At 71.8% G+C, this 19,555-nt stretch carries 14 protein-coding genes; 5 read left to right on the top strand and 9 right to left on the bottom strand.

Going from position 1 to position 19,555, the window contains the following annotated elements:
• Positions 1 to 5 precede the first annotated feature (5 nt).
• Positions 6 to 1,352, bottom strand: a complete 1,347-nt coding sequence (locus ACLQ21_RS07945) for a hypothetical protein (RefSeq protein WP_425662711.1) — start codon at positions 1,350 to 1,352, stop codon at positions 6 to 8.
• 85 nt (positions 1,353 to 1,437) lie between these two features.
• Between ACLQ21_RS07945 and ACLQ21_RS07940 the strand changes: the two genes are divergently transcribed.
• Genes ACLQ21_RS07940 through ACLQ21_RS07930 form a run of 3 tightly spaced genes read left to right on the top strand, consistent with a single transcriptional unit; the run spans position 1,438 to position 5,716 of the window.
• On the top strand, positions 1,438 to 2,730 hold the full coding sequence (locus tag ACLQ21_RS07940) for an O-antigen ligase family protein (protein WP_425662710.1): 1,293 nt from the start codon (positions 1,438 to 1,440) through the stop codon (positions 2,728 to 2,730).
• An 11-nt stretch (positions 2,731 to 2,741) separates the two neighbouring features.
• Positions 2,742 to 3,599: an NAD-dependent epimerase/dehydratase family protein gene (locus ACLQ21_RS07935; protein WP_425662709.1), complete on the top strand. Its 858-nt coding sequence runs from the start codon at positions 2,742 to 2,744 to the stop codon at positions 3,597 to 3,599.
• Positions 3,596 to 5,716 carry a glycoside hydrolase family 99-like domain-containing protein gene (locus ACLQ21_RS07930; RefSeq protein ID WP_425662708.1) on the top strand — a complete coding sequence of 707 codons (2,121 nt, stop codon included), beginning with the start codon at positions 3,596 to 3,598 and terminating at the stop codon, positions 5,714 to 5,716. Before ACLQ21_RS07935 ends, ACLQ21_RS07930 begins: the two co-directional genes overlap by 4 nt.
• A gap of 61 nt (positions 5,717 to 5,777) precedes the next feature.
• Here the strand turns inward: ACLQ21_RS07930 and ACLQ21_RS07925 are convergent, their stop codons facing one another.
• The 6 genes from ACLQ21_RS07925 to ACLQ21_RS07900 form a co-directional block, all read right to left on the bottom strand.
• A complete protein-coding gene (locus ACLQ21_RS07925) occupies positions 5,778 to 8,579 on the bottom strand; it encodes a hypothetical protein (RefSeq protein ID WP_425662707.1) in 2,802 nt (933 codons plus the stop codon).
• A 76-nt stretch (positions 8,580 to 8,655) separates the two neighbouring features.
• Complete coding sequence (locus ACLQ21_RS07920) at positions 8,656 to 9,858, bottom strand: ABC transporter ATP-binding protein (protein ID WP_425662706.1); 1,203 nt, start codon at positions 9,856 to 9,858, stop codon at positions 8,656 to 8,658.
• The gene (locus tag ACLQ21_RS07915; RefSeq protein ID WP_425662705.1) at positions 9,858 to 10,715 is read right to left on the bottom strand and encodes an ABC transporter permease; all 858 of its coding nucleotides are present in this window, start codon (positions 10,713 to 10,715) and stop codon (positions 9,858 to 9,860) included. Before ACLQ21_RS07915 ends, ACLQ21_RS07920 begins: the two co-directional genes overlap by 1 nt.
• An 85-nt stretch (positions 10,716 to 10,800) precedes the next feature.
• Positions 10,801 to 11,991, bottom strand: a complete 1,191-nt coding sequence (locus ACLQ21_RS07910) for an alginate O-acetyltransferase AlgX-related protein (RefSeq protein ID WP_425662704.1) — start codon at positions 11,989 to 11,991, stop codon at positions 10,801 to 10,803.
• Positions 11,988 to 13,205 (bottom strand): acyltransferase family protein, encoded by a 1,218-nt coding sequence (locus ACLQ21_RS07905; protein ID WP_425662703.1) that lies wholly within the window; start codon positions 13,203 to 13,205, stop codon positions 11,988 to 11,990. Before ACLQ21_RS07905 ends, ACLQ21_RS07910 begins: the two co-directional genes overlap by 4 nt.
• On the bottom strand, positions 13,202 to 15,049 hold the full coding sequence (locus ACLQ21_RS07900) for a rhamnan synthesis F family protein (RefSeq protein WP_425662702.1): 1,848 nt from the start codon (positions 15,047 to 15,049) through the stop codon (positions 13,202 to 13,204). The genes ACLQ21_RS07905 and ACLQ21_RS07900 overlap by 4 nt, the downstream gene beginning before the upstream one ends.
• Positions 15,050 to 15,176: 127 nt before the next feature.
• Here ACLQ21_RS07900 and ACLQ21_RS07895 point away from each other — a divergent pair, with 127 nt between their 5' ends.
• Positions 15,177 to 16,085 (top strand): glycosyltransferase, encoded by a 909-nt coding sequence (locus ACLQ21_RS07895; protein ID WP_425662701.1) that lies wholly within the window; start codon positions 15,177 to 15,179, stop codon positions 16,083 to 16,085.
• 13 nt (positions 16,086 to 16,098) lie between these two features.
• Here the strand turns inward: ACLQ21_RS07895 and rfbA are convergent, their stop codons facing one another.
• Entirely contained in the window at positions 16,099 to 16,986 is an 888-nt protein-coding gene (gene rfbA, locus ACLQ21_RS07890) for a glucose-1-phosphate thymidylyltransferase RfbA (protein ID WP_425662700.1), read from the bottom strand.
• A gap of 107 nt (positions 16,987 to 17,093) precedes the next feature.
• Positions 17,094 to 18,068 (bottom strand): hypothetical protein, encoded by a 975-nt coding sequence (locus ACLQ21_RS07885; protein WP_425662699.1) that lies wholly within the window; start codon positions 18,066 to 18,068, stop codon positions 17,094 to 17,096.
• A 104-nt stretch (positions 18,069 to 18,172) separates the two neighbouring features.
• Between ACLQ21_RS07885 and ACLQ21_RS07880 the strand changes: the two genes are divergently transcribed.
• Positions 18,173 to 19,549 carry a cell wall-binding repeat-containing protein gene (locus ACLQ21_RS07880; RefSeq protein ID WP_425662698.1) on the top strand — a complete coding sequence of 459 codons (1,377 nt, stop codon included), beginning with the start codon at positions 18,173 to 18,175 and terminating at the stop codon, positions 19,547 to 19,549.
• Positions 19,550 to 19,555: the final 6 nt, after the last annotated feature.

Here is a 19,555-nt window from a genome sequence, read left to right as displayed (position 1 = left end):
TCCCTTCACTGCGCACCAGTGATCGAGGGGCAGTCGAGCACCAGCTCTCGATTGTATGGGGCGATGAAGAGCACGCCCGGGTCCTGGCCGCGCTCGCACGCCGCGGCCTGGCGCGCGATCTGCTCGCTCCACGGCTCGACGCCCGACCGATGCGAGCCCGCGCCCGGCGACTGCCACGCCATCGCGCCGATGAAGGCCGCGAGCCCGAGTGCGAGCACCGGGCGAGCGAGCAGGAGCCACCGGCCGGAGAGCCGCTCGACCGAGACGGCGGCGGCGATGGGGACGATCGCGGCGAGCAGCATGCCGGCCGCGCCGCCGTACCGGAGATCGACGATCGCGGTCAGCCAGTCCTCGCCCTGCATCGAGGCGTACTGGAACTGCTCGATCGGCGATGCGAGCAGCGAGCCGCCGAACGATGAGGCGGATGCGAGCAGCACGACCGCGCCCGCGAGCCGCGCGCGCCAGGAGCCCCAGACGAGCACTACGAGTGCCGCGAGCGCGAACCCGGCGAGGATCGGCGCTGCCGCGAGCGGGCCCTGGGCGGCGAACGCCTCCCGGATGCCCTGCTCCTCCGGGCGCACCGTGGGCATGACGACGTTCGCGAGCCACCCCACCACGACGTCGGGGATGCCGATCGGCACCCCCTCGTAGCCCCTCCGCGGCGCGAGCAGCCACGACAGCGCCTGCCCGGCGAGCCCCAGCAGGAAGCCGCCGATGACGGGCCACAGCAGCGGCCGTCGCACATGGATGCGCAGCAGCAGCACGGGCAGCATCAGCAGCAGCTGCACCTCCGTCATGGCGGCGAGGAGCGCCGCGACCGCGATCAGCCAAGACTCGAGTCGCGAGGCCGGCATCGAGAGCGCGATCCAGACGCCGAGCCACAGCGCGAAGGTGTGCAGATCGGCGAGGTTGCCGATGATCTCGGGCGCCATGAGCGGCACGACGACCGGCACGAGCCCGAGGGCGACGCGAGCCGGCAGCCACGGCACCGCCCAGCGCGCGAGCGGGATCGTCCCGGCGCACACGAGCGCGGCGACCACGGCGCTCACCCAGAAGACCACCGCCGCGTAGCTGCCGATCGGCGCGAGCGCCACGACGGCGCCCGCGAGCAGGCGGGGCAGCACATGCTGGTAGCCCGCGTAGGGCGCGAGCATCGAGCCGACCGGGTCGTCCAGGGCGCCGCGCAGGAAGACCGCGCCGTCCTCGGCCCACACCACGTCGTGCTCGAGCGTCGGGATGCGCACCGCCTGGAACGCGAGCGCAGCGACGAGGACGGCGGCCGCGGCCGCACACGCGGGCCATCGGCGAGCGCCGCGGGCGGCCGCCGGCTGACGGTCCGACCCCTGCTGCATCCGGCTCCGCCCCTCCCGGAGCGCTTCCGCTCCGGCCCGAGACTACGACACGGCCCTCAGGAGCACGCGTGCGAGAATCGCCTCCATGCTCGTGCGCGCCCAGAATCGGTTGCTCGCGACGTTCATCGTCCTGCAGCTCGCGTGCGGCGACCTGGTGCGGAACCTGATCGGCTGGGGGCCCTGGGGCGCGCTCAGCGGCATCACCCTGCTGTGGGCGCTCTTCGCGCTGCGGCGCTCGGGTGCAAGCTGGCACTGGCTGCCGGCGCCGCTGCTCGCCTTCGTCGGCGTCGCGGCCGCGACCCTCATCGTCACGCCGCACCCGCTCGCGACGCTGCTGGGCGTCTCGCTGCTGCTCGTCCACGTGATGCTCGCCGTGCTGCTCGCCACGCTGCCGCTCGACGCGCTGCTCGACGTGCTGCACCGCTGCCTCCAGGGCCTGCTCATCGCGTCGCTCGCCTTCGAGATCGTGGTCGCGCTCTTCGTGCAGGGGCCTGTGTACCCCGTCTGGCTCGAGCACAGCAGCGGGCTGCCGATGATCCCGTGGTCGACCGGCGGCATCTTCTGGGGCCACCGCATCCAGGGCATCACGGGCAACCCGAACCTCACGGCGATGATCGCCCTGCTCGCCCTCATCGTCGCGATCGGACGGCAGCGCGCCGGGCTCGACCGGCGGCTCTGGTGGCTCTGGACGGCGCTCCCCGTGGTCGTGCTCGCGCTGACGCGCTCCATGACGGTGCTCGCGGCCGCGGTCGTCGTGCTGCTCTCGTTCTGGCTCGTCTACACCTGGCGGCGGCGCCCGCGCGGCGCGTTCCGCCCCGCCGTCATGATCTCGGCGGCGCTGCTCGCCGTGCTCGTCGCCTGGGCGGTCGGCAACTGGGACCGCGTCGTCGAGGCGCTCGGGCGCGAGGCGTCGATGGAGGACCGCTTCCAGATCTGGGCGGGGGCGCTCGAGTGGTGGCAGGGCTCCCCGCTGCTCGGCCGCGGCTGGATGGGCTACTGGATGCCGTGGGTCGAGCCGTACGACCGACTCGGGCTGCAGGACGGCATCGTCTACCTGCAGGCGCACAGCGTCTGGGTCGATGTGCTCATGCAGGCGGGCATCCTGGGCGTGCTCGCGTGGGCGTGGCTGCTCGCGTCGACGATCCGCGGCGCCGCGCGCGACCTGGCCGAGGCGCCGCGCGGCGCGGGTCCCATCGCCGCCGTGCCGCTGATGATCCTGATCGCGGAGGCCGTGCAGGGCATCGCCGAGTCGCGGCCCCTCATCGAGCTCGGCATCGTGCTGCTCGTGGTGTTCGCCGTGCGGCAGCAGCGAGCCAGGGTCGAGCTCGGCAGGCTGCAGACGATGGCCTTCCCGCTCCCCCTGCATCCCGGCGAGTAGCATCGACGGTGATGGAGAACACCCAGACTGCCCAGCACATCCTCGTCACCGGCGCGGGCGGCTACATCGGACGGCATGTCGTCGCGGCGCTGCTCGACCGGGGCGCGCGCGTCACGGCGGTCGTGCGCCACTTCCGCGCCTACCGCATCGACGAGCGCGCGACCGTGGTCGAGGCCGACCTGCTCGATCCCGGCACCGATCTCGACGCGCTCATCGAGGACCGGCCGGATGCGGTCGTGCACCTCGCCTGGGAGGCGGGCTTCGCGCACAACTCCCCCGTGCACATGCTGCGGCTCTCCGATCACTTCCGGGTGCTGAGCCACTTCGCGAAGGCCGGCATCACCCGCCTCGCGGTGCTCGGCACGATGCACGAGATCGGGCGCTTCGAGGGCGCGATCACGGCCGACACCCCGACCGCTCCCGCATCGCTCTACGGCATCGCGAAGGACGCCCTGCGCCGCGCGGTCTTCGCGGACTTCCGCGACACCACGGTGCAGTGGCTCCGCGCGTACTACATCTACGGCGACGACCGGAACAACCAGTCGATCTTCACGAAGCTCCTCGAGGCAGCCGAGCAGGGCAAGCGCACGTTCCCGTTCACGTCCGGCAAGAACGAGTTCGACTTCATCCACGTCGACGAGCTCGGCCGCCAGATCGCCGCCGTCGCGATGCAGGACGAGCTGGCCGGCGTCATCAACGTCTGCTCGGGCGAGCCGGTCGCCCTCGGCACGCAGGTCGAGCGCTTCATCGCCGACCACGGGCTCGAGATCGAGCTCGAGTACGGCGCGTTCCCCGACCGCCCGTACGACTCGAAGGTCGTGTACGGCGATGCCACGGCCATCCGGGCCCTGATGGCGAAGCAGGCATGACGGCAGCCGGCGACGCCGACCGCATCGAGCTGCAGCAGCAGATCGACAGCCTCCGAGCGCAGCTCGAGCAGGCGGAGGCGCGCGCGGAGCGGCCCGACGCCTGGGATCCGAAGGTGTGGGCGTCGCGCGCGAGCCGCATCGGCGCGATGGGCGCTCGAGCGGTGCGACGCGCGAGGGCCGCCTCGAGCGGTCCGAAGGCGAGGCGCGCGACCGACCGCTCCCGTCCCTCCTCGTTCCCCGCGTGGCAGCGCCGGCTCGAGGGCGCGCGCTTCGTCGGCTTCCCCACGCACTGGCGGGAGCGCTCCGGGCCGACGGCGCCCGCACGCATCGCGGTCGTGGTGCACTGCCACTACGCCGAGCTGCTCGACGAGCTGCTCGCCGCCCTGCCCGCGATCGGCGAGCCGTTCGACCTCTTCGTGACGAACTCCTCGGGCGAGGCGATCTCGGGATCGCGGCTCGCCGCCGCCCGCGCCGCGCACGCCGAGGTGCTCACCGTCGACAACCACGGCCGCGACATCTGGCCGCTCGTGCAGCTCGTGAACGCAGGCATCCTCGATCCGTACGACGTCGTGCTCAAGGTGCACACGAAGCGCAGCGAGTGGCGCGAGGGCCATGCCGAGCTGGCCGGCTCGGGCGACGAGTGGCGCGCGGCGCTCGTCGGCTCGCTGCTCGGCTCGCCCGAGCGCGTCGCCGCGATCGTCGAGGCCTTCCGGCGGGATCGCTCGATCGGGATCGTCACGGCCGATGGCAGCGTCGCGGGCGCGGAGCACTGGGGCTCCAACCTGGATCTCGTGCGCGGCTTCCTCGAGCGCCTGTCGATGCCGCTCGAGCCCGACGAGCTGCGCTTCGCGGCGGGCTCGATGTACTGGATCCGGGGCTTCCTGCTGCAGGCGCTGCGGGCGCTGCGCATCGACCGCGACGACTTCGAGGCCGAGGCCGGCCAGATCGACGGCACGGCCGCGCACGCCGTCGAGCGCATCATCGGCATCGGCGCCGTCGAGGCCGGCATGGACGTGCTCGAGCTCGCCCAGCTCGACGGCCGCGCAGACCGCGCGACCGCGGAGGGCCGGGTCATCGCCTTCTACCTGCCGCAGTTCCATCGCACGGCCGAGAACGACCGCTGGTGGGGCGCCGGGTTCACGGAGTGGGCGAACGTCGCGAAGGCGAAGCCGCTCTACCCCGGGCACCAGGTGCCGCTCATGCCCGGCGAGCTGGGCTTCTACGACCTCGCGCTCGACGAGGTGCGGCAACGGCAGCGCGATCTCGCGGCCGCGCACGGCGTCGCCGGCTTCATGTACTACCACTACTGGTTCGCGGGCCGTCGCGTGCTCGGGCTGCCGCTGCAGCGGCTCGCCGACGGCGACGTCGACCAGCCGTTCTGCATCATGTGGGCGAACGAGAACTGGACCAGGCGCTGGGACGGCCGCGACGCGGACGTGCTGATCGGTCAGGACTACGACCGGGTGCCGGCGACGGAGCTCATCGAGGACATCCTGCCGATGCTGCGCGACCCGCGGTGGCTGCGGGTCGACGGGGCAGCGGTCATCGCGGTCTACAAGATCGGCACGGTGCCGGATGCCGCTGCCACGATCGCGCACTGGCGCGAGCGGGCGCGACAGGAGGGCGCGGGCGAGCTGCACGTGCTCGCGGTCGACATCGGCGAGCAGATGGGCGGGCTGCCGCGCCCGGCGCTCGCGGGGCTCGCCGACGGCACCCTGACGTTCGCGCCGCACAACCTGCCGTGGATCCCGTCCGACCGCACCGGCGAGGTCGACGATCGCTTCGCTGGCAACCTCATGCAGTACCGCGGCACCGCCGACGCGGCGATCGCGCAGCTCGCCGCCCTCGACGAGCACCACTACCCCGGCGTGATGGTGACGTTCGACAACACCGCGCGGAAGCAGTGGACCCCGATGGCGTTCACGGGAGCGAACCCCTGGACGTTCCGCCGCTGGCTCGCCGCGGCCCTCGAGGCGCAGGCGGATCGCCCCGTCGAGCGCCGCATCGTCTTCGTGAACGCGTGGAACGAGTGGGCGGAGTCGGCCGTGCTCGAGCCCACCGAGCAGTTCGGCCAGACCTACCTGCTCGCGTGCCGGCAGGTCTCCCCGCCCCGCTGACCGCACCGACGAAGGGGGCCGACGGCGATGCCGTCGGCCCCCTTCGTCGCGCTCGCTCGGGTCAGTTCGACCAGGTCGGGCCCGCCGGGATGGCGCCGATGATCGTGCGGTCGACGTCGACGATGCGGTTCCAGCCGCCCAGGCGCGTCAGCGCCTGGCCGCCGAGCCAGTGGCGCACGCCTGCCGCGACGTAGTACACGCGGCCGTCGGCACTCCGGATGAACTGCGACATCGGCGTCGTCGAGACGCGCAGCCGCTCGCACAGGCCAGCGCTCAACTGCGTGAACGATGCCGCGGGGTACGCCGCGCGCACGTCGGCCGTCATCGGCCGGAGCGAGCCGCCGACCGCCGCGTAGGCGGTGTCCCCGCACAGCAGCAGCGATGCGGGCAGCCTGCCCGGGGCCGGGAAGGCCGCGATCGCCTGGTTCGGCACGGAGCTGCTCGCGGTGGTGAGGCCCATCGACACCGCGGTGGCGAAGTCGCCGAGGTGCACCAGCTGGTCGCCGTTCGCCATCCAGACCTCGCCGCGACCGGGCGTCGTGACGAGCGACCCGGGGGTGTACGCCGGTCGGACCCAAGCGCCCTCCGGGAACCGCTGCATGAGCGATGCGGGCAGCAGCAGCCGCGGCGTCGTGTTGCCGCCCACCGCTGCGAAGGTCGCGCCGGAGTCGATGTAGCGGCGCTGGCCGGCCTCGAGCAGGTAGGTGCGGCCCGCGGCGTCGTAGACGAGCTGGGTCGCGGCCTGCGGCGCGATCGCGAGCTTCGAGCCGAGACTCGTCAAGGGCACCTCGGGGAGGCCCCACGCCGTCCGCACGGCCGCCGAGGCGAAGGGGTGCAGCTTGCCGCCCACCGCGACGTACGACGTCTGGCCGATCTGCACGACGGGGGTGTTGAGCACGCCGCGACGGCTCGCGAGACCGTTGATGATGCCCGACGAGACCTCGGTGATGGTCGACGGCAGCCCGAGCGCGCTGATGTGCTCCATGCTCGCGACGTGGATGCCGTTGCCCGCGTCCATGAGGTACACCGCGCCCGAGGGGCCTCGCACGAGCGTGCCGTCGAGGAACGACGAGCGGGTCGGCACGGGTTCGATCGCGTTGCGCGAGACCTCCCAGACCTTCGTCGGGATGTTGAAGGTGCGCGCGTACCAGTCCATGGTCGAGGCGGACACCTGCTCGGCGTAGCCGTGGGACATGAGGTACGTCGTCGAGGAGCCGAACGGGCGGGTGAAGTGCGGACCCGTCGGCGCACCGGCCGCCGCGACGGTCGCGCCGAGCGCATCCGTCACCGGCGTGAAGTACGCGGGACCGCCGTAGTGCTGCGGGTCGACGCGCATGGCGCCGTCGGTCGTGAGCACCCACGAGCCGGCGCTGTCCTGGAACCGGTCGGGCAGCGCGCCCGCCGTCGCGGGGAGCAGCGCGATCGAGCGGTCCTCGAACTTCGGCGCGTTCCAGAGGAACCTGAGGCCGATGTGCGAGGGGTGCGAGAGGTAGACGCGGCCGTCGGTCGACACGACCCGGTTCTCGAGCCAGCTGCCGGCCCGCACGACGTCGCCGGCGCCCACGATGGGGTGGCCGATCGGCAGCGACGCGATCGTCGAGCTCCCCACTTCGCTCGGGGCGGCGCGGTAGCCGAACGGCGCGACGCGCGCCGGGTCGGTGAGCTGGCGGCGGGTGCCCGACTGCACGAGCCAGAAGGAGCCGTCGTCGGTGCGCACGAGGTCGTTGAGCGCGCCCATCTTCAGCAGCCGGCTCTCCTGGCCGGGGTCGATCGTGGGCATGTCGCCGCACGTGAGCTGCCAGGCGGTCAGCTGGTTGCACGACTGGAAGTGCAGCAGCCTGCTGTCCTCCACGAGGTACACGGCGCCGTTGGAGGCGCGCACGACGCGGCCGAGATCGGGGCCGGACGGGATCGCGGCGATCTGGGCGGCGGAGCGGTCCTCCGAGGCGCCGAGCTGCGCGTACTCGGAGAGGATCGCCGTGCTGGGCACGTAGTGCTTGCGGCTGCCGCTCACGAGGTAGATGCGGCCGTTCGAGGTGTCGCGCACGAAGGCGCCGCCCGCGACCGCGGTCGGGTCGCCGAACCAGTCGGTCCACATGCGCCACGTGTTGCGGTTGCCGTAGGCGGAGCAGGTGTCGCCCGTGCCGTAGAGGTTCGCGAGCGCGGCCGCGTTCGGCTGGTAGGGCGTGTAGTTGTACAGGCCGGCGGTCGCCGTGTTGCGGATCAGCACCGGGCTCGCGCCGCACGCGACGTTCGGGTTGTAGAGCACGTTGTTGACGACGCCCGCGCGGTGGTTGTAGTTGCCGGGATGCGCGGCGTAGCGCTGGAACTGCCGGGCGCCGTAGTAGATCTGGTAGAAGAAGCCGCCCACGCTCGCGTCGCACGGTGCGGTGTCAGGGCAGCCGAAGCCTGTCGCCTTCGCGTAGCGCGTGGCGTTCGGCGTGCGGTGGGTGACGAGCGACTGCTCCTTCTCGAGCAGCACGAGGAGGTAGCGCTGCGAGATGTCGCACGCGGCGCCGACCCGGGCGATGATGCTCGCGGCCGACTCGTTCGAGCGGCCGGGCAGCGCCGAGCAGTAGGCGTCGGCGGCCATCGAGGGCGTCGCCTGGCTGTAGCGGTCGAGGCACGTGTAGCCCGCGCTGCACCCGGGGTGCTTGGCGTCGATGAACGCCTGCACCTGCGCCGCGGTCATCGCGTCGCCGTCGAAGAACTGCTCGTCGGAGATGATGAAGCCGGGATCGAAGTTCGACGCGGTGGCGGCGGATGCCTCCTCGGCGACGCCGACCGGCGTGACGACGGTGAGCAGCGAGCCGACGAGGGCCGCGAGGACCGAGGCGACGACGAGTCGGGGGCGCAGACGCATCCTTCAACCGTTCATAGAGAGTTAGGGATGCTCTCAGGGTACATGGAGAAGGTTGCCCCGAAAAGAACTTTGCCGTTCACGCCTCCGAGCGCGGCATCGTCATCGAGGCGTCCAGCACCATCGATCCGCCGGCGGCGCGGGGGTGCCCGCTCGTGACCTGGAAGCGCAGCGAGCGCTCGAGGGCGTCGAACGTGCGCGTCTTGTGGTGGTCCTTGACGTCGGCGTTCACGTCGAAGAGGTCGGGCATGAGCGCGAGCCGGTCGATCCTGATGTCGAGCGAGCCCGAGCCGACGTCGATGCTGTCGGGCACGGCGCCGGCTGCGAGGCCGTCGTAGCTCCACAGGTGCTTGCCGCCAGCGGTCGCGAGGCTCACCCCGAAGACGGGGCGCTCGACGCGCTGCTTCGCGGTGTAGCGCACCCGCAGCGCGACCGCCGAGCCGGTCGGGGCCGAATCGATCGGCTGCCCCTCCGCGTCGAGCAGGTGGATGTCGTCGATGCGGATCTCGCCGGTGCCGTAGCGCTTGCCGCCGCCGGCCGCCTCCTCGGCACCGTGGCCGACGTCGGAGTAGCGGTCGACGATGTCGGACGCGTCGCCGATGGCCTGCAGCGTGCCGTGGTCGAGCCATGCCGCCTGGTCGCAGAAGCTGCGCATCTGCTCGACGCCGTGGCTCACGACGACGACCGTGCGCCCCTCGTCGCGGAACTGCGCGAACTTGTCGAGGCACTTGTCCTGGAACTCCATGTCGCCGACCGCGAGCACCTCGTCGACGAGCAGCACGTCCGGCTCGACGTGGATCGAGACGGCGAAGCCGAGGCGCACGTACATGCCGGAGGAGTAGTTCTTCACGGGCTGGTCGATGAACGGCTCGACGCCGGAGAAGTCGACGATCTGGTCGAACTTCCGGTCGATCTCCTGCCGCGACATGCCGAGGATCGAGCCGTTGAGGTACACGTTCTCGCGGCCCGACAGCTCGGGGTGGAAGCCGGAGCCGACCTCGAGCATCGCGGCGACGCGGCCGCGCGTCGTGATCGACCCGGAGTTCGGGTTCAGGATCCGGGCCATGCACTTCAGCAGCGTCGACTTGCCGGAGCCGTTGCGGCCGAGCAGGCCGAAGGTCGTGCCCTGCGGCACGTCGAAGGTGACGTCCTTGAGCGCCTGGAACGACTCGTACTTCGCGCGGCGCCCCGACAGCACCGTCGCCTTGAGCGACTGGTTGCGGTCGGAGTAGACGCGGAAGTGCTTCGACACGTGGTCGACGTTGACGGCGGGCTCGCTCATCAGATCTCCTCGACGATGTTGCGGGCGAGCTTGCGGAAGACGAGCGAGCCGATGATGAGCGAGATCGCCGACCAGGCGATGAGCTGCAGCCAGATGTCCCACCCGGGGACGGTGAAGTCGTACAGCACGTTGCGGTACGCGGTCAGGAACCGCTCGGCCGGGTTGAGCTGAAAGAGCGTGACGAGCGGCAGCGACATGCCGCTCTCCTCCTCGAGCGCACGCTCGGCGTTGCGCACGATGTCGACCGAGAACATGACGCCGGATGCGTACATCCACACCTGCGCGAGGATCGTCCAGAGGTGCTGCAGGTCGCGGAAGTAGACGCTCGCGACCGACAGCAGCAGCGCGATGCCGAGCGCGAACACGCACGTGAGCACGAGCAGCGGGATGAGCAGCGCCGCGTACAGCAGCACGGCGGGGCCGCCGATCACCAGCATGATGACGAGCAGCACGAGCAGCTCGGTCGCGAACGTCGACGCCTTCGCGAACACCGTCGAGACGACGAGCACCCAGCGCGGGAAGTAGACCTTCGTCAGCAGCCCGGCGTTGCTCATGAGCGAGCCCATGCCCGCCGAGATGGAGCCGGAGATGAAGCCCCAGACGATGACGCCGACGCCGATCCAGGCGGGGAAGAACTCGATGCCGGAGTTGAGGCCCGGGGCGACCTCGACGCGCAGGATGAGGCCGAACACGAGCGAGTAGACGGCGATCTGCGCGAGCGGGTTGATGAGCGACCAGACACGGCCGAGCGCGGTGCGCTTGTACTCCGCCCGGATCTCGCGCAGCGTCAGGTTCTTGAGCAGGTTGAACGTGATGTCCCGCTCCGCTGCGCGCGGGCTTGGCTGTGTGTCGATCATCGTCCTCCGTAGGGCGCCCGGGAGCGCGCGCACGATGGATCAGGATAGCACCGGGCCCTCGGCCGACGGCCGAGGGCGGCGGGGGTCACGGCACGGGGCCGACGCCCGGGACGAGCGCGAGGTACCGCTCCGTCAGCACGAGCAGCACGACATCCGCGTCGATCTCGGCCGCGAGCGCGGGCGCGTCGGGCATGAGGTCGGGGCGGTCGAGCGAGTGCACGACCTGCATCGTCTCGGCGAACGTCGCGTGCAGCGACGGGCCGAGGCCGTTGCCGGTCGAGTCGCGCAGCACGAGCGCCGTGTGGTCGGTCGACGCGTCGGCCGTGCGCGTCGTCGCGGGCAGCTGCAGCATGTCGAGCTGCGCGGTGGTGTCGAGCTGCTGCGTCGACCCGTCGGCGAGCGAGGCCTCCATCGCGGACGCGGGCTCGCCGTAGGTCGGCACGGTCCAGTCCCGACCGGGCTCCCCCGTCCACCCCGCCGCGCCGTACTCGCTGTGGTCCGGCTCGAGCGTGACGTCCGTGATCGCGGGCGCCTCGACATCGGCGAACGCCGGCGAGACCTCGCGCATGCAGCCGGCGAGCGCATCGAACGCGACCCAGGCGCCGTAGTCGGTCCAGTGGCTGTTGAGCGGGCTGTAGAGCGCGTGCTCGTCGTCGGCGGCCTCCATGGCCGCCCGCACGTCGACGATCGGCAGCTCGGGATGCGCGGCGAGCAGGCCGTCGAGCACGGTCGGGCCGAGCAGGCCCTCCGTCCAGGCGGGGAGTGCCTCTGGCACGGTCTCCCACTTCGCCGGTGCGACCACCACGAGCAGCTCGCGCCCGTCGGCCTCGAGGGCCGCGCGCGTGTTCGAGAGGTAGGCGTTCCACGCGGCGACGTGGTCGTCGGTCGCCTGGAAGCGGCCGAGCGCCTGCGAGATGTTCTGCGAGTGGGGCTCGCCGAGCAGCAGGTGGCCGTCGCGGCCCTCGACGAAGTAGCCGTCGAGCTCCGCGGCGTGCTGCTGGAACACCGCCTCCGCGGCGGCCGGGTCGGTGCCCCACGGGTCGGCGGCGCCGTCGCGGTGGAACTCCGGCGTGCAGGCGTCCGGGAGGGGCTCGCCAGGGGCGGCGGTCGGCTCGGGGATCGCCACGCCGTACGGGTGCGCGGCCTGCCACACGTAGCCGCCGACGAGCGCGACGGCGGCGCCGAGGAACAGCACGAGGAGCGGGACGAGGCGGAATCGCGACCAGTGCGAGGGCTTGACCTCCTGGTCGGGCGGCAGCTCGCGGAGGGCGCTCACGCCGACACCTCCGCTCGCTTGCGCGCCGCGCGCGGCGTCGACGAGAAGCGCGGTTCCACGAGCCGGTCCGCGAGCCGGTTCCACGCCGGGTCGACCCACCGGTCGAGCACCCTCCGCAGCCATCCCGGCGTCCAGTTCTTCAGGCTCATCGCCGGCTTCTCGATCAGGTGCCAGGAGGCGAACGCGAACCCGTGCACGACGACGACGATCACGAGGTGGTAGACGAACCAGCCGAGCGTGTGCAGGCCGGCAGCCGCGCCGACCTGCATGAGCGGCCAGGCGAAGATGTAGACGCCGTAGCTGAGGTCGCCGTGCTTCTCCCAGTGCTGCAGCCTCGTCGCCCGGATCGCGAACCACATGAGGAAGTACGAGAAGGCGTGCATGCCCCAGATGTTCCAGCCGCCGAAGGCGTAGGCGGCGAGCGCGAGCCCGAGCGCCCCGAGCGCGAGCCGATCGTCGATCGGGATCACGTGCTGCCAGATGGCGAAGAGCATGCCGAAGGCGAACGGGCCGAGGAACATGAGCATGAACGGGTCCGCGAAGATCGGGAACCACGCGGCCACATCTCCCGCACCCGACCACTGGAGGGCGTTGAGCAGCAGGATCGTGGTGGCGAAGAGGGTCGTGAGCCACCGGTACGCGAGCACGCCGACGAGGCCGAGGAGGCCGACGATGATGTACGCGAAGAACTCGTACTGAAGCGTCCACGCGGAGCCGTTCCAGTCGTAGCCGCCGTGCAGCTGCGCGTACGGCAGCGTCGACCCGCCCTCCGCGATGTTGCGCTGCCCAAGCATGAGCCAGACGTTCGACAGGAAGTAGGTGAAGGGCGACTGCGTCGGCGCGTCCCAGTAGCCGTCGATCGAGCCGGTCTCGAGCACCCAAGCGACGGGACCGAACAGGAACGCGGTCGCGAGCAGCGCGGCCCAGAACGCCGGGAAGATGCGCATCGCCCGCCGCCACATGTAGCGGAAGATCGTCGACCTGCCCATCCGCGAGAGCGTGATGAGGAAGCCCGAGAAGAAGAAGAAGCCCGCCACGGCGACACCGCCGAGCGACTGCTCGTCGGAGATCTGCGAACCGAGGTCGTGGCCGCCGTAGAAGCCGCCGAGCGGTCCCGCGTGGCTGAAGATGACGGCGAACGCGAGCAGCCAGCGGAGGAAGCCGATGCTGTTCGCGCGCGGGTCGAACGACTCCTTGAGGGTGGCGGCGGTCACCGGCCGAGCACCCGTCGGGCGCCACGGCGGGCGACGCGCGCGGCGCGCAGCGGCACGAGCAGCACCCTGGCGGTCCGGGGGCTCGCGTCCGCGATCGCGCGCTTGATGCCCTCGATGCCCTTCGACCCGCGCACGTGCGCCTGCACCCACGCGATCTGCTCGATCGGCCAGCCGGGCACGCCGTCCGACATCGCGTCGAGCTTGTACTCGAGCCGCATGTAGCTGACGGCGGCGTTGCGGGCGGTCATGACGTTGCGCACCTCGAAGCCCGCGCCGAGCGCGGCGTAGCCGAAGAGCCGCTCGAGCGTGTGCGGCAGGCCGCCGTCCTCGTAGCCACCCTCGGTCGGGAAGTCCTCCCAGGCGAAGTCCGCGTCGAGCAGCAGCCGCAGCGCCTCGGGCCGTGCGATGAACATGGAGCCGTAGGGCGCGAGCGGGCTGCGGTCGTCGATCGGCACGCGGATGCCGAGCTGGGCCGCGAGGCGCGTCGCCGGCTCGCGGTTGGCGAACCAGCCGCGACCCATGGTGGGGAAGCCGCTGTGGATCATGGGCGGGAACACCATGCCGAGCGCGGGGCGCTCGACGAAGAGCCGCAGCAGGTTGCGCACGTAGCCGGGCGAGCCGAGCAGGTTCTCGAACAGGTGGGCCTTGAAGTGCGCGGCCGGGCCGGCGCCGTTCTGCGGGCTGCGCTTCGAGTGCAGCTTCACGATCAGGTCGAAGCGATCCGAGCGGAGCACGTCGCGGCAGCCGAGCAGGAACGCCGACACGTCACGCCCGCGGTTCGACTCGACGACGCGCACCTCGTCGCCGGTGCGGCCGGCGGCGTCGAGCGCCGCGACGAGCCGGTCGCGCTTGTCGTCGGTGTCGGTCGTCGCGATCAGCGTCCAGCCGGCGGGCAGCCGGCTCGCCTGCACGAGGATCTCCTCGAGCATCTCCTCGTAGTAGAGGTGCGCGAGCACGCCGATGCGCAGCCCCGACACGTCCGCGTCACCCGTGTCGACATCCGGCATGATCTCGAGCGTCGCGAGGTTGGTCGCGAGGTCCCGCGGCTTCGACGTGCGGGCCATGTCGCGGTACACCAGCTCCATGGGATAGCCCGCCGCAACCATGCGATCCTCGACGTCGCGCGGCATGACCGCGAGCCCGTCGTGGTACAGCGGGTCGTGGAAGAAGAGGCGGCGCTTCACGATCGGCAGCCCGTCGTCGATCATCCGCGTGGGCACGTCGAAGATGGGGTGCTGCGCGCCGTAGTCGGCGGCCGGGAACGCCGTCGCCGAGCGGTAGCCGCGCTCCTCGAACCAGCCGGTGAAGCGCGACTCGTGCTGGACGATCGACGCCTCGTAGGAGTCGATCACGGGCATCGTCGACCAGTACTCGCGCCACGCGTCGCTCGTGGCCATGCGGCGCCGCACCGCGATCCAGTGCGACTGGATGTGCCGCGGCATCGTCCCCGTGCCGGTGTACGGATGCGGCTGCACCGCCGCGTGGTCCGTCACGCCCCAGAAGTCGACGTCGGTCGCGTCCATGCGGGCGAACAGCTCGTCGTACGACCCGATGGGGCCGTAGAACGTGTAGTTCATCAGCACGATCTCGTCGAAGTCCGCGAGCCGGTCGCCGTGCCGCTCGAGGATGTCGCGGTAGGCGCCCACGTCGAAGCCGGTGTTCTCCCGCTCCCAGACGCTGTCGGCGACCGCCTCGAGCGCGACGCGGCTCTCCGTCGTGAGCGCGGAGTTCGAGACGATGGCGATCTCGTCGGCGTGCGGTCGCAGGGCGCGCAGATGGTGGGTGACGTGCTCCCCGACGAGACCGTCGGGGTCGTACACCAGGAAGAACACCGCTCTGCGCATGGAAGGGACCTCGCTCACCGGCGCGAATCGCTCGCGCCGGCCTCCAGGGTACCGACCGCCCTGAGCGCCTCGGGCTAGGCTGGACGCGCCCGCGGCCTGCGCTCGGGCCGGATCTCGTGGGGGTGCCGTGCCGGATCGACCGCTCGTCGTCGTGCTGCTGGCGACCCATGACGGCGCCCCGTTCCTGCGCGAGCAGATCGACTCGATCCTCGACCAGCAGGGCGTCGACGTGCGGCTCGTCGTCTCGGACGACGCGTCGACCGACGCGACGCCGACGCTGCTCGCGGAGGTCGCGGCCGACCCGCGGGTCGTGCTGCTGCCGCCCGGCGCCTACGGCTCCGCGCACGCCAACTTCCTGCGGCTCATCCGCGACGCGCCCGTCGAGGGAGCGCGCGCCATCGCATTCTCGGATCAGGACGACATCTGGAACGACGGCAGGCTCGCGAAGCAGCTCCGGCAGCTCGAGACCGCTGACGCCGTGAGCGCCAACGTCGTGGCGGTCTTCGGCGACCGCCGCGTGCTGCTCGACAAGGCCCAGCCGCAGCGCGCGCTCGACTTCGTGCTCGAGAGCGCCGGCCCCGGTTGCACGTTCGTGCTCTCACCACCCGCGTTCGCCCGGGTGCGGCACGTCGTGCGCACCGACCCGGAGGCCGACGCGGCGCCGATGCACGACTGGCTCGTCTACGCCATCGTGCGCGCGGCCGGGCTGCGCTGGCACATCGACGCCGAGCCCGTGATCGACTACCGGCAGCACGGCTCGAACGTGACGGGTGCGAACGTCGGCTGGCGCCAGGCGCGGACGCGCCTGCGACGGATGCGCTCCGGCGGCTTCCGCCGTCAGGCGGCGGTCATCGCGCGCATCGCCTCGCGCATCGCCGAGGGCGAGGAACGCGCCCGCCTGGCATCGCTCGCGGCGCTGCTCGAGCGCGGCGACGCGCGCGCGCGGCTCACGCTGCTGCGCGGCGTCGGCAGCCTGCGGCGCCGCCCCGCGGAGCGCCTCGTGCTCGCGGGACTGCTGCTGCTCGGCGTCTGGTGAGGCGCTCGAGCCGTCAGCGGCGCTCGGCGCGAGCGCGCTCGCGCTCCAGCAGCCGCATGAGGTAGCTGCCGTAGCCGCTCTTCACGAGCGGCTGCGCGAGCTGCTCGAGCTGCGCGTCGTCGATCCAGCCGGCGCGCCAGGCGATCTCCTCGATGCAGCCGATCTTGAAGCCCTGCCGGTCCTCGATCACGCGCACGTACTCGCTCGCCTGCATCATCGACTCGAAGGTGCCGGTGTCGAGCCACGCGACCCCGCGGTCGAGCACCTGCACCTGCAGCTTGCCCGCCTCGAGGTAGCGCTCGTTGACGGTCGAGATCTCGAGCTCCCCGCGCGTGGAGGGCTCGATCGTCTTGGCGATCTCGATCACGTCGTTGTCGTAGAAGTAGAGGCCGGGCACCGCGTAGTCGCTCTTGGGCCGCAGCGGCTTCTCCTCGATGGAGACGGCCTTGAAGTCGTCGTCGAACTCGACGACGCCGTAGGCGCTCGGCTCCGCGACCTGGTAGGCGAAGATGACGCCGCCGTCGACCTCGTTGTGCGCTCGCAGGCTCGAGCCGAGGCCCGTGCCGTGGAAGATGTTGTCGCCCAGCACGAGCGCCACCGACTCGTCGCCGATGAACTCCTCGCCGATGATGAAGGCCTGCGCCAGGCCGTCGGGCGAGGGCTGCACGGCGTACTGGATGTCCATGCCGAGGTCGGAGCCGTCGCCGAGCAGCGCCTGGAACTGATCGTGGTACTCCGGCGTGGTGATGACGAGCACCTCGCGCACACCGGCCATCATCAGCGTCGAGAGCGGGTAGTAGACCATCGGCTTGTCGTAGATGGGCATCAGCTGCTTCGAGATGCCCTTCGTGATCGGCCACAGCCTCGTGCCCGAGCCGCCAGCCAGGATGATGCCGCGCACGTGCCCTGCCCTCCTGCGACCCCTCGGCCGCGTCCGAGCGAGTCTAACCCGCACCTCCCGACGGGCGTCCCGCCGCTGGTCTCACCGCCTCGTGCGCGGCTGCGCGCTCAGCCCTCCCGCGAGGCCCGCAGCACGGCGAAGTCCGCGCAGATGCGCGCGACGTCGTCGGGCTCGAGCGACCTCGCCAGCTGCCGGTCGTTCTCGCGGCCCGCGACGTTCAGCCGGTAGAGCCCGGTCGCCTGCGTCGCGGGCACGAACGGGAAGTTGCGAGCCTGCTCCTCGACCTGCGCGGTGCGGACGCCCATGCCGACCGCGGTCGCGTTGATCCAGATGTCGTCGGCGTGGGGGGCCCGCTCCAGGAACGCCGTGCCGCGCTCGTGGAGCCGGTCCAGCAGGGCGGTCGGCAGGATCTGACCGGAGACGCCGGTGCCGAAGTGCGCGAAGCTCGGCGCCGTGCCGGAGGCGGGCATCCACAGGTGGTACGGCCGGATCGCTCCGTCCTCGCACTGCATCTCGTGCACGCGGAACCCGTGCACGAGCTCCGGGCGCGCCCGGTGCGCATCGACGAGCACGCGCAACCAGCGGCGCGGGTAGACCATGTCGTCGTCGCCGACCGCGAGCGGCAGCTCGTGACGGGCGGTCGAGGCGACGTGCGGCCAGTACTTCGCGTGCACGCGCAGCCCCGGCTCCGCGGGGAGGATCTCGAGCCCTCGACGCTGCAGCCGGCGAAGCGGCGCGGGCAGCGGTCGAGCGAGCTCGGGCGTGTCGAGGAAGAGCACGAGGCGGCGCGGCAGCCGCTCGCCGCGCGCGATCGACTCGAGCGCGACCCAGACGAGGCGGATGCGCTCGCCGTGCGTCGTCATGGTCACGACGGTCTCGCCCGCGGGGTCCGAGACCGCCCTCCGCGACGTCAGGTTCGCGAGCCGCAACCGCGCGATCTCGCGGACGAGCGCACCGCTCGGGCGGTCGTCCTGCGCCGCCGTCGGATGCTCGTCGAGCGGCACGCCGATCGCTCGGGCCGCCGCGCGCCGGGTGGCCGAGCGCCACCGCTTGCGAGCGCCTCTGAGCGCCGATTCGAGCATGCCACCACGATAGCCATGCCGTGACCGGTACTTGACAGAGCAGGAAAAATTCCGAGAGGGTTGCCAGGTTGCCCTCAGCGTGTCACGAACGAAAAGAGCCCAACGTGCGCTATGCCCTTGCCACCTTCGCCATGATCGGACTGGTGGCGTCGACGCTGCTGGGCCCTGCCCCCGCCGCCGAAGCGGCCTCCCTCCGGATCGACGGCGATGACCGCTTCGAGACGAGCGTGCTCGCTTCGAAGCAGCTGCCCGCAGGTCGCACGGTCTTCCTCGCCTCGGGCACGGCCTTCCCCGATGCGCTGGCGGCGGCCCCCGTCGCGGCAGCCGAGGGTGCCCACCTCCTGCTCGTCCGGTCCGACAGCGTCCCCGACAGCGTCACGGCCCAGATCCGCAGCCTCGCGCCGAGCGAGGTCGTGCTGGTCGGCTCGGAGGCCTCCCTCTCGGCAGGCGTCGCCGCCGAGGCCGCGCGCGCAGCCGCGCCCGGCGCGCGCATCACGCGCATCGGCGGCACGGACCGCGTCGACACCTCGATGCGACTGCTCGACCGCATGCGCGCGATGGGCTCCGCCGTCACCGACGTCTGGGTGGCGAGCGGCTTCGACTTCCCCGACGCGCTCGCGGCGGGCGCCGTTGCGGCGCGCGAGGGCCACGCCCTCATCCTCACCACCGGCGCGAGCACGGCGTTCACGCAGCAGATCGGTGCCCGGCTCGGCGGCGTGCAGCGCTTCCACATCCCGGGCAGCACCAGCAGCGTGAGCTCCGACGTGCAGTCGATGCTCGCGGGCACCGGCCGGACGGTCGACCGCTTCCCCGGCTCCGACCGGTACGAGACGGCCGTGAAGATCAACCAGGCGTTCACTCGCTCGGGCAGCGGCGGCCAGCTCGTGCTCACGAGCGGCACCGACTTCCCGGACGGCCTCGTCGGCGCGGTCTACGCGGGCATCCGCGGCGAGGCGCTCTACCTCACCGATCCGAACTGCGCGTCGAGCGGCTCCGTCGCCTCGGAGCAGCGACGGATCGCGGCGACCGGCATCACGGTGCTCGGCGGCCTCTCCACCGTCTCCGCCGCCGCAGCGGCGCTCCAGCCGTGCGCCTCGCTCAGCGCATCCCCCGCCCAGCTGCTCGACCGCATCAACGACGAGCGCACGAACGCGGGGCTCCGGCCGCTCGCGACGGACGGCTGCCTTTCGACCATGGCGAGCGGTTGGGCGCGCGCCATGGCCGCCGGCGGCATGACCGGCGCGGCGCACAACCCCTCGCTCACGGCGGAGGCGCGCGCCTGCTCGCTGCGCGGCTGGGGCGAGAACGTGGGCCGCACCTGGGGCTCGGGCGCTGACACCGGCAAGATCACGGCCGCGTGGATGGCGTCCGAGGGGCACCGCAACAACATTCTCAGGTCGTCGTTCACGCACATCGGCATCGGCGTCGAGCGGGGATCGAACGGCTACTGGTACTACGTGCTCGACTTCGGCACGCGCTGAACGGGC

Source organism: Agrococcus sp. DT81.2 (assembly GCF_049844935.1).
Taxonomy (GTDB): domain Bacteria; phylum Actinomycetota; class Actinomycetes; order Actinomycetales; family Microbacteriaceae; genus Agrococcus.
The sequence above is the reverse complement of the archived record's forward strand: the minus strand, read 5'-3'. Positions and strand labels throughout refer to the sequence as shown.

Coding starts and splice junctions, on each gene's coding strand:
- ACLQ21_RS07930 (WP_425662708.1), top strand. CDS start 3,596: ATGACGGCAGCCGGCGACGCCGACCGCATCGAGCTGCAGCAGCAGATC.
- ACLQ21_RS07900 (WP_425662702.1), bottom strand. CDS start 15,049: ATGCGCAGAGCGGTGTTCTTCCTGGTGTACGACCCCGACGGTCTCGTC.
- ACLQ21_RS07885 (WP_425662699.1), bottom strand. CDS start 18,068: ATGCTCGAATCGGCGCTCAGAGGCGCTCGCAAGCGGTGGCGCTCGGCC.
- ACLQ21_RS07920 (WP_425662706.1), bottom strand. CDS start 9,858: ATGAGCGAGCCCGCCGTCAACGTCGACCACGTGTCGAAGCACTTCCGC.
- ACLQ21_RS07915 (WP_425662705.1), bottom strand. CDS start 10,715: ATGATCGACACACAGCCAAGCCCGCGCGCAGCGGAGCGGGACATCACG.
- ACLQ21_RS07940 (WP_425662710.1), top strand. CDS start 1,438: ATGCTCGTGCGCGCCCAGAATCGGTTGCTCGCGACGTTCATCGTCCTG.
- ACLQ21_RS07925 (WP_425662707.1), bottom strand. CDS start 8,579: ATGCGTCTGCGCCCCCGACTCGTCGTCGCCTCGGTCCTCGCGGCCCTC.
- ACLQ21_RS07945 (WP_425662711.1), bottom strand. CDS start 1,352: ATGCAGCAGGGGTCGGACCGTCAGCCGGCGGCCGCCCGCGGCGCTCGC.
- ACLQ21_RS07935 (WP_425662709.1), top strand. CDS start 2,742: ATGGAGAACACCCAGACTGCCCAGCACATCCTCGTCACCGGCGCGGGC.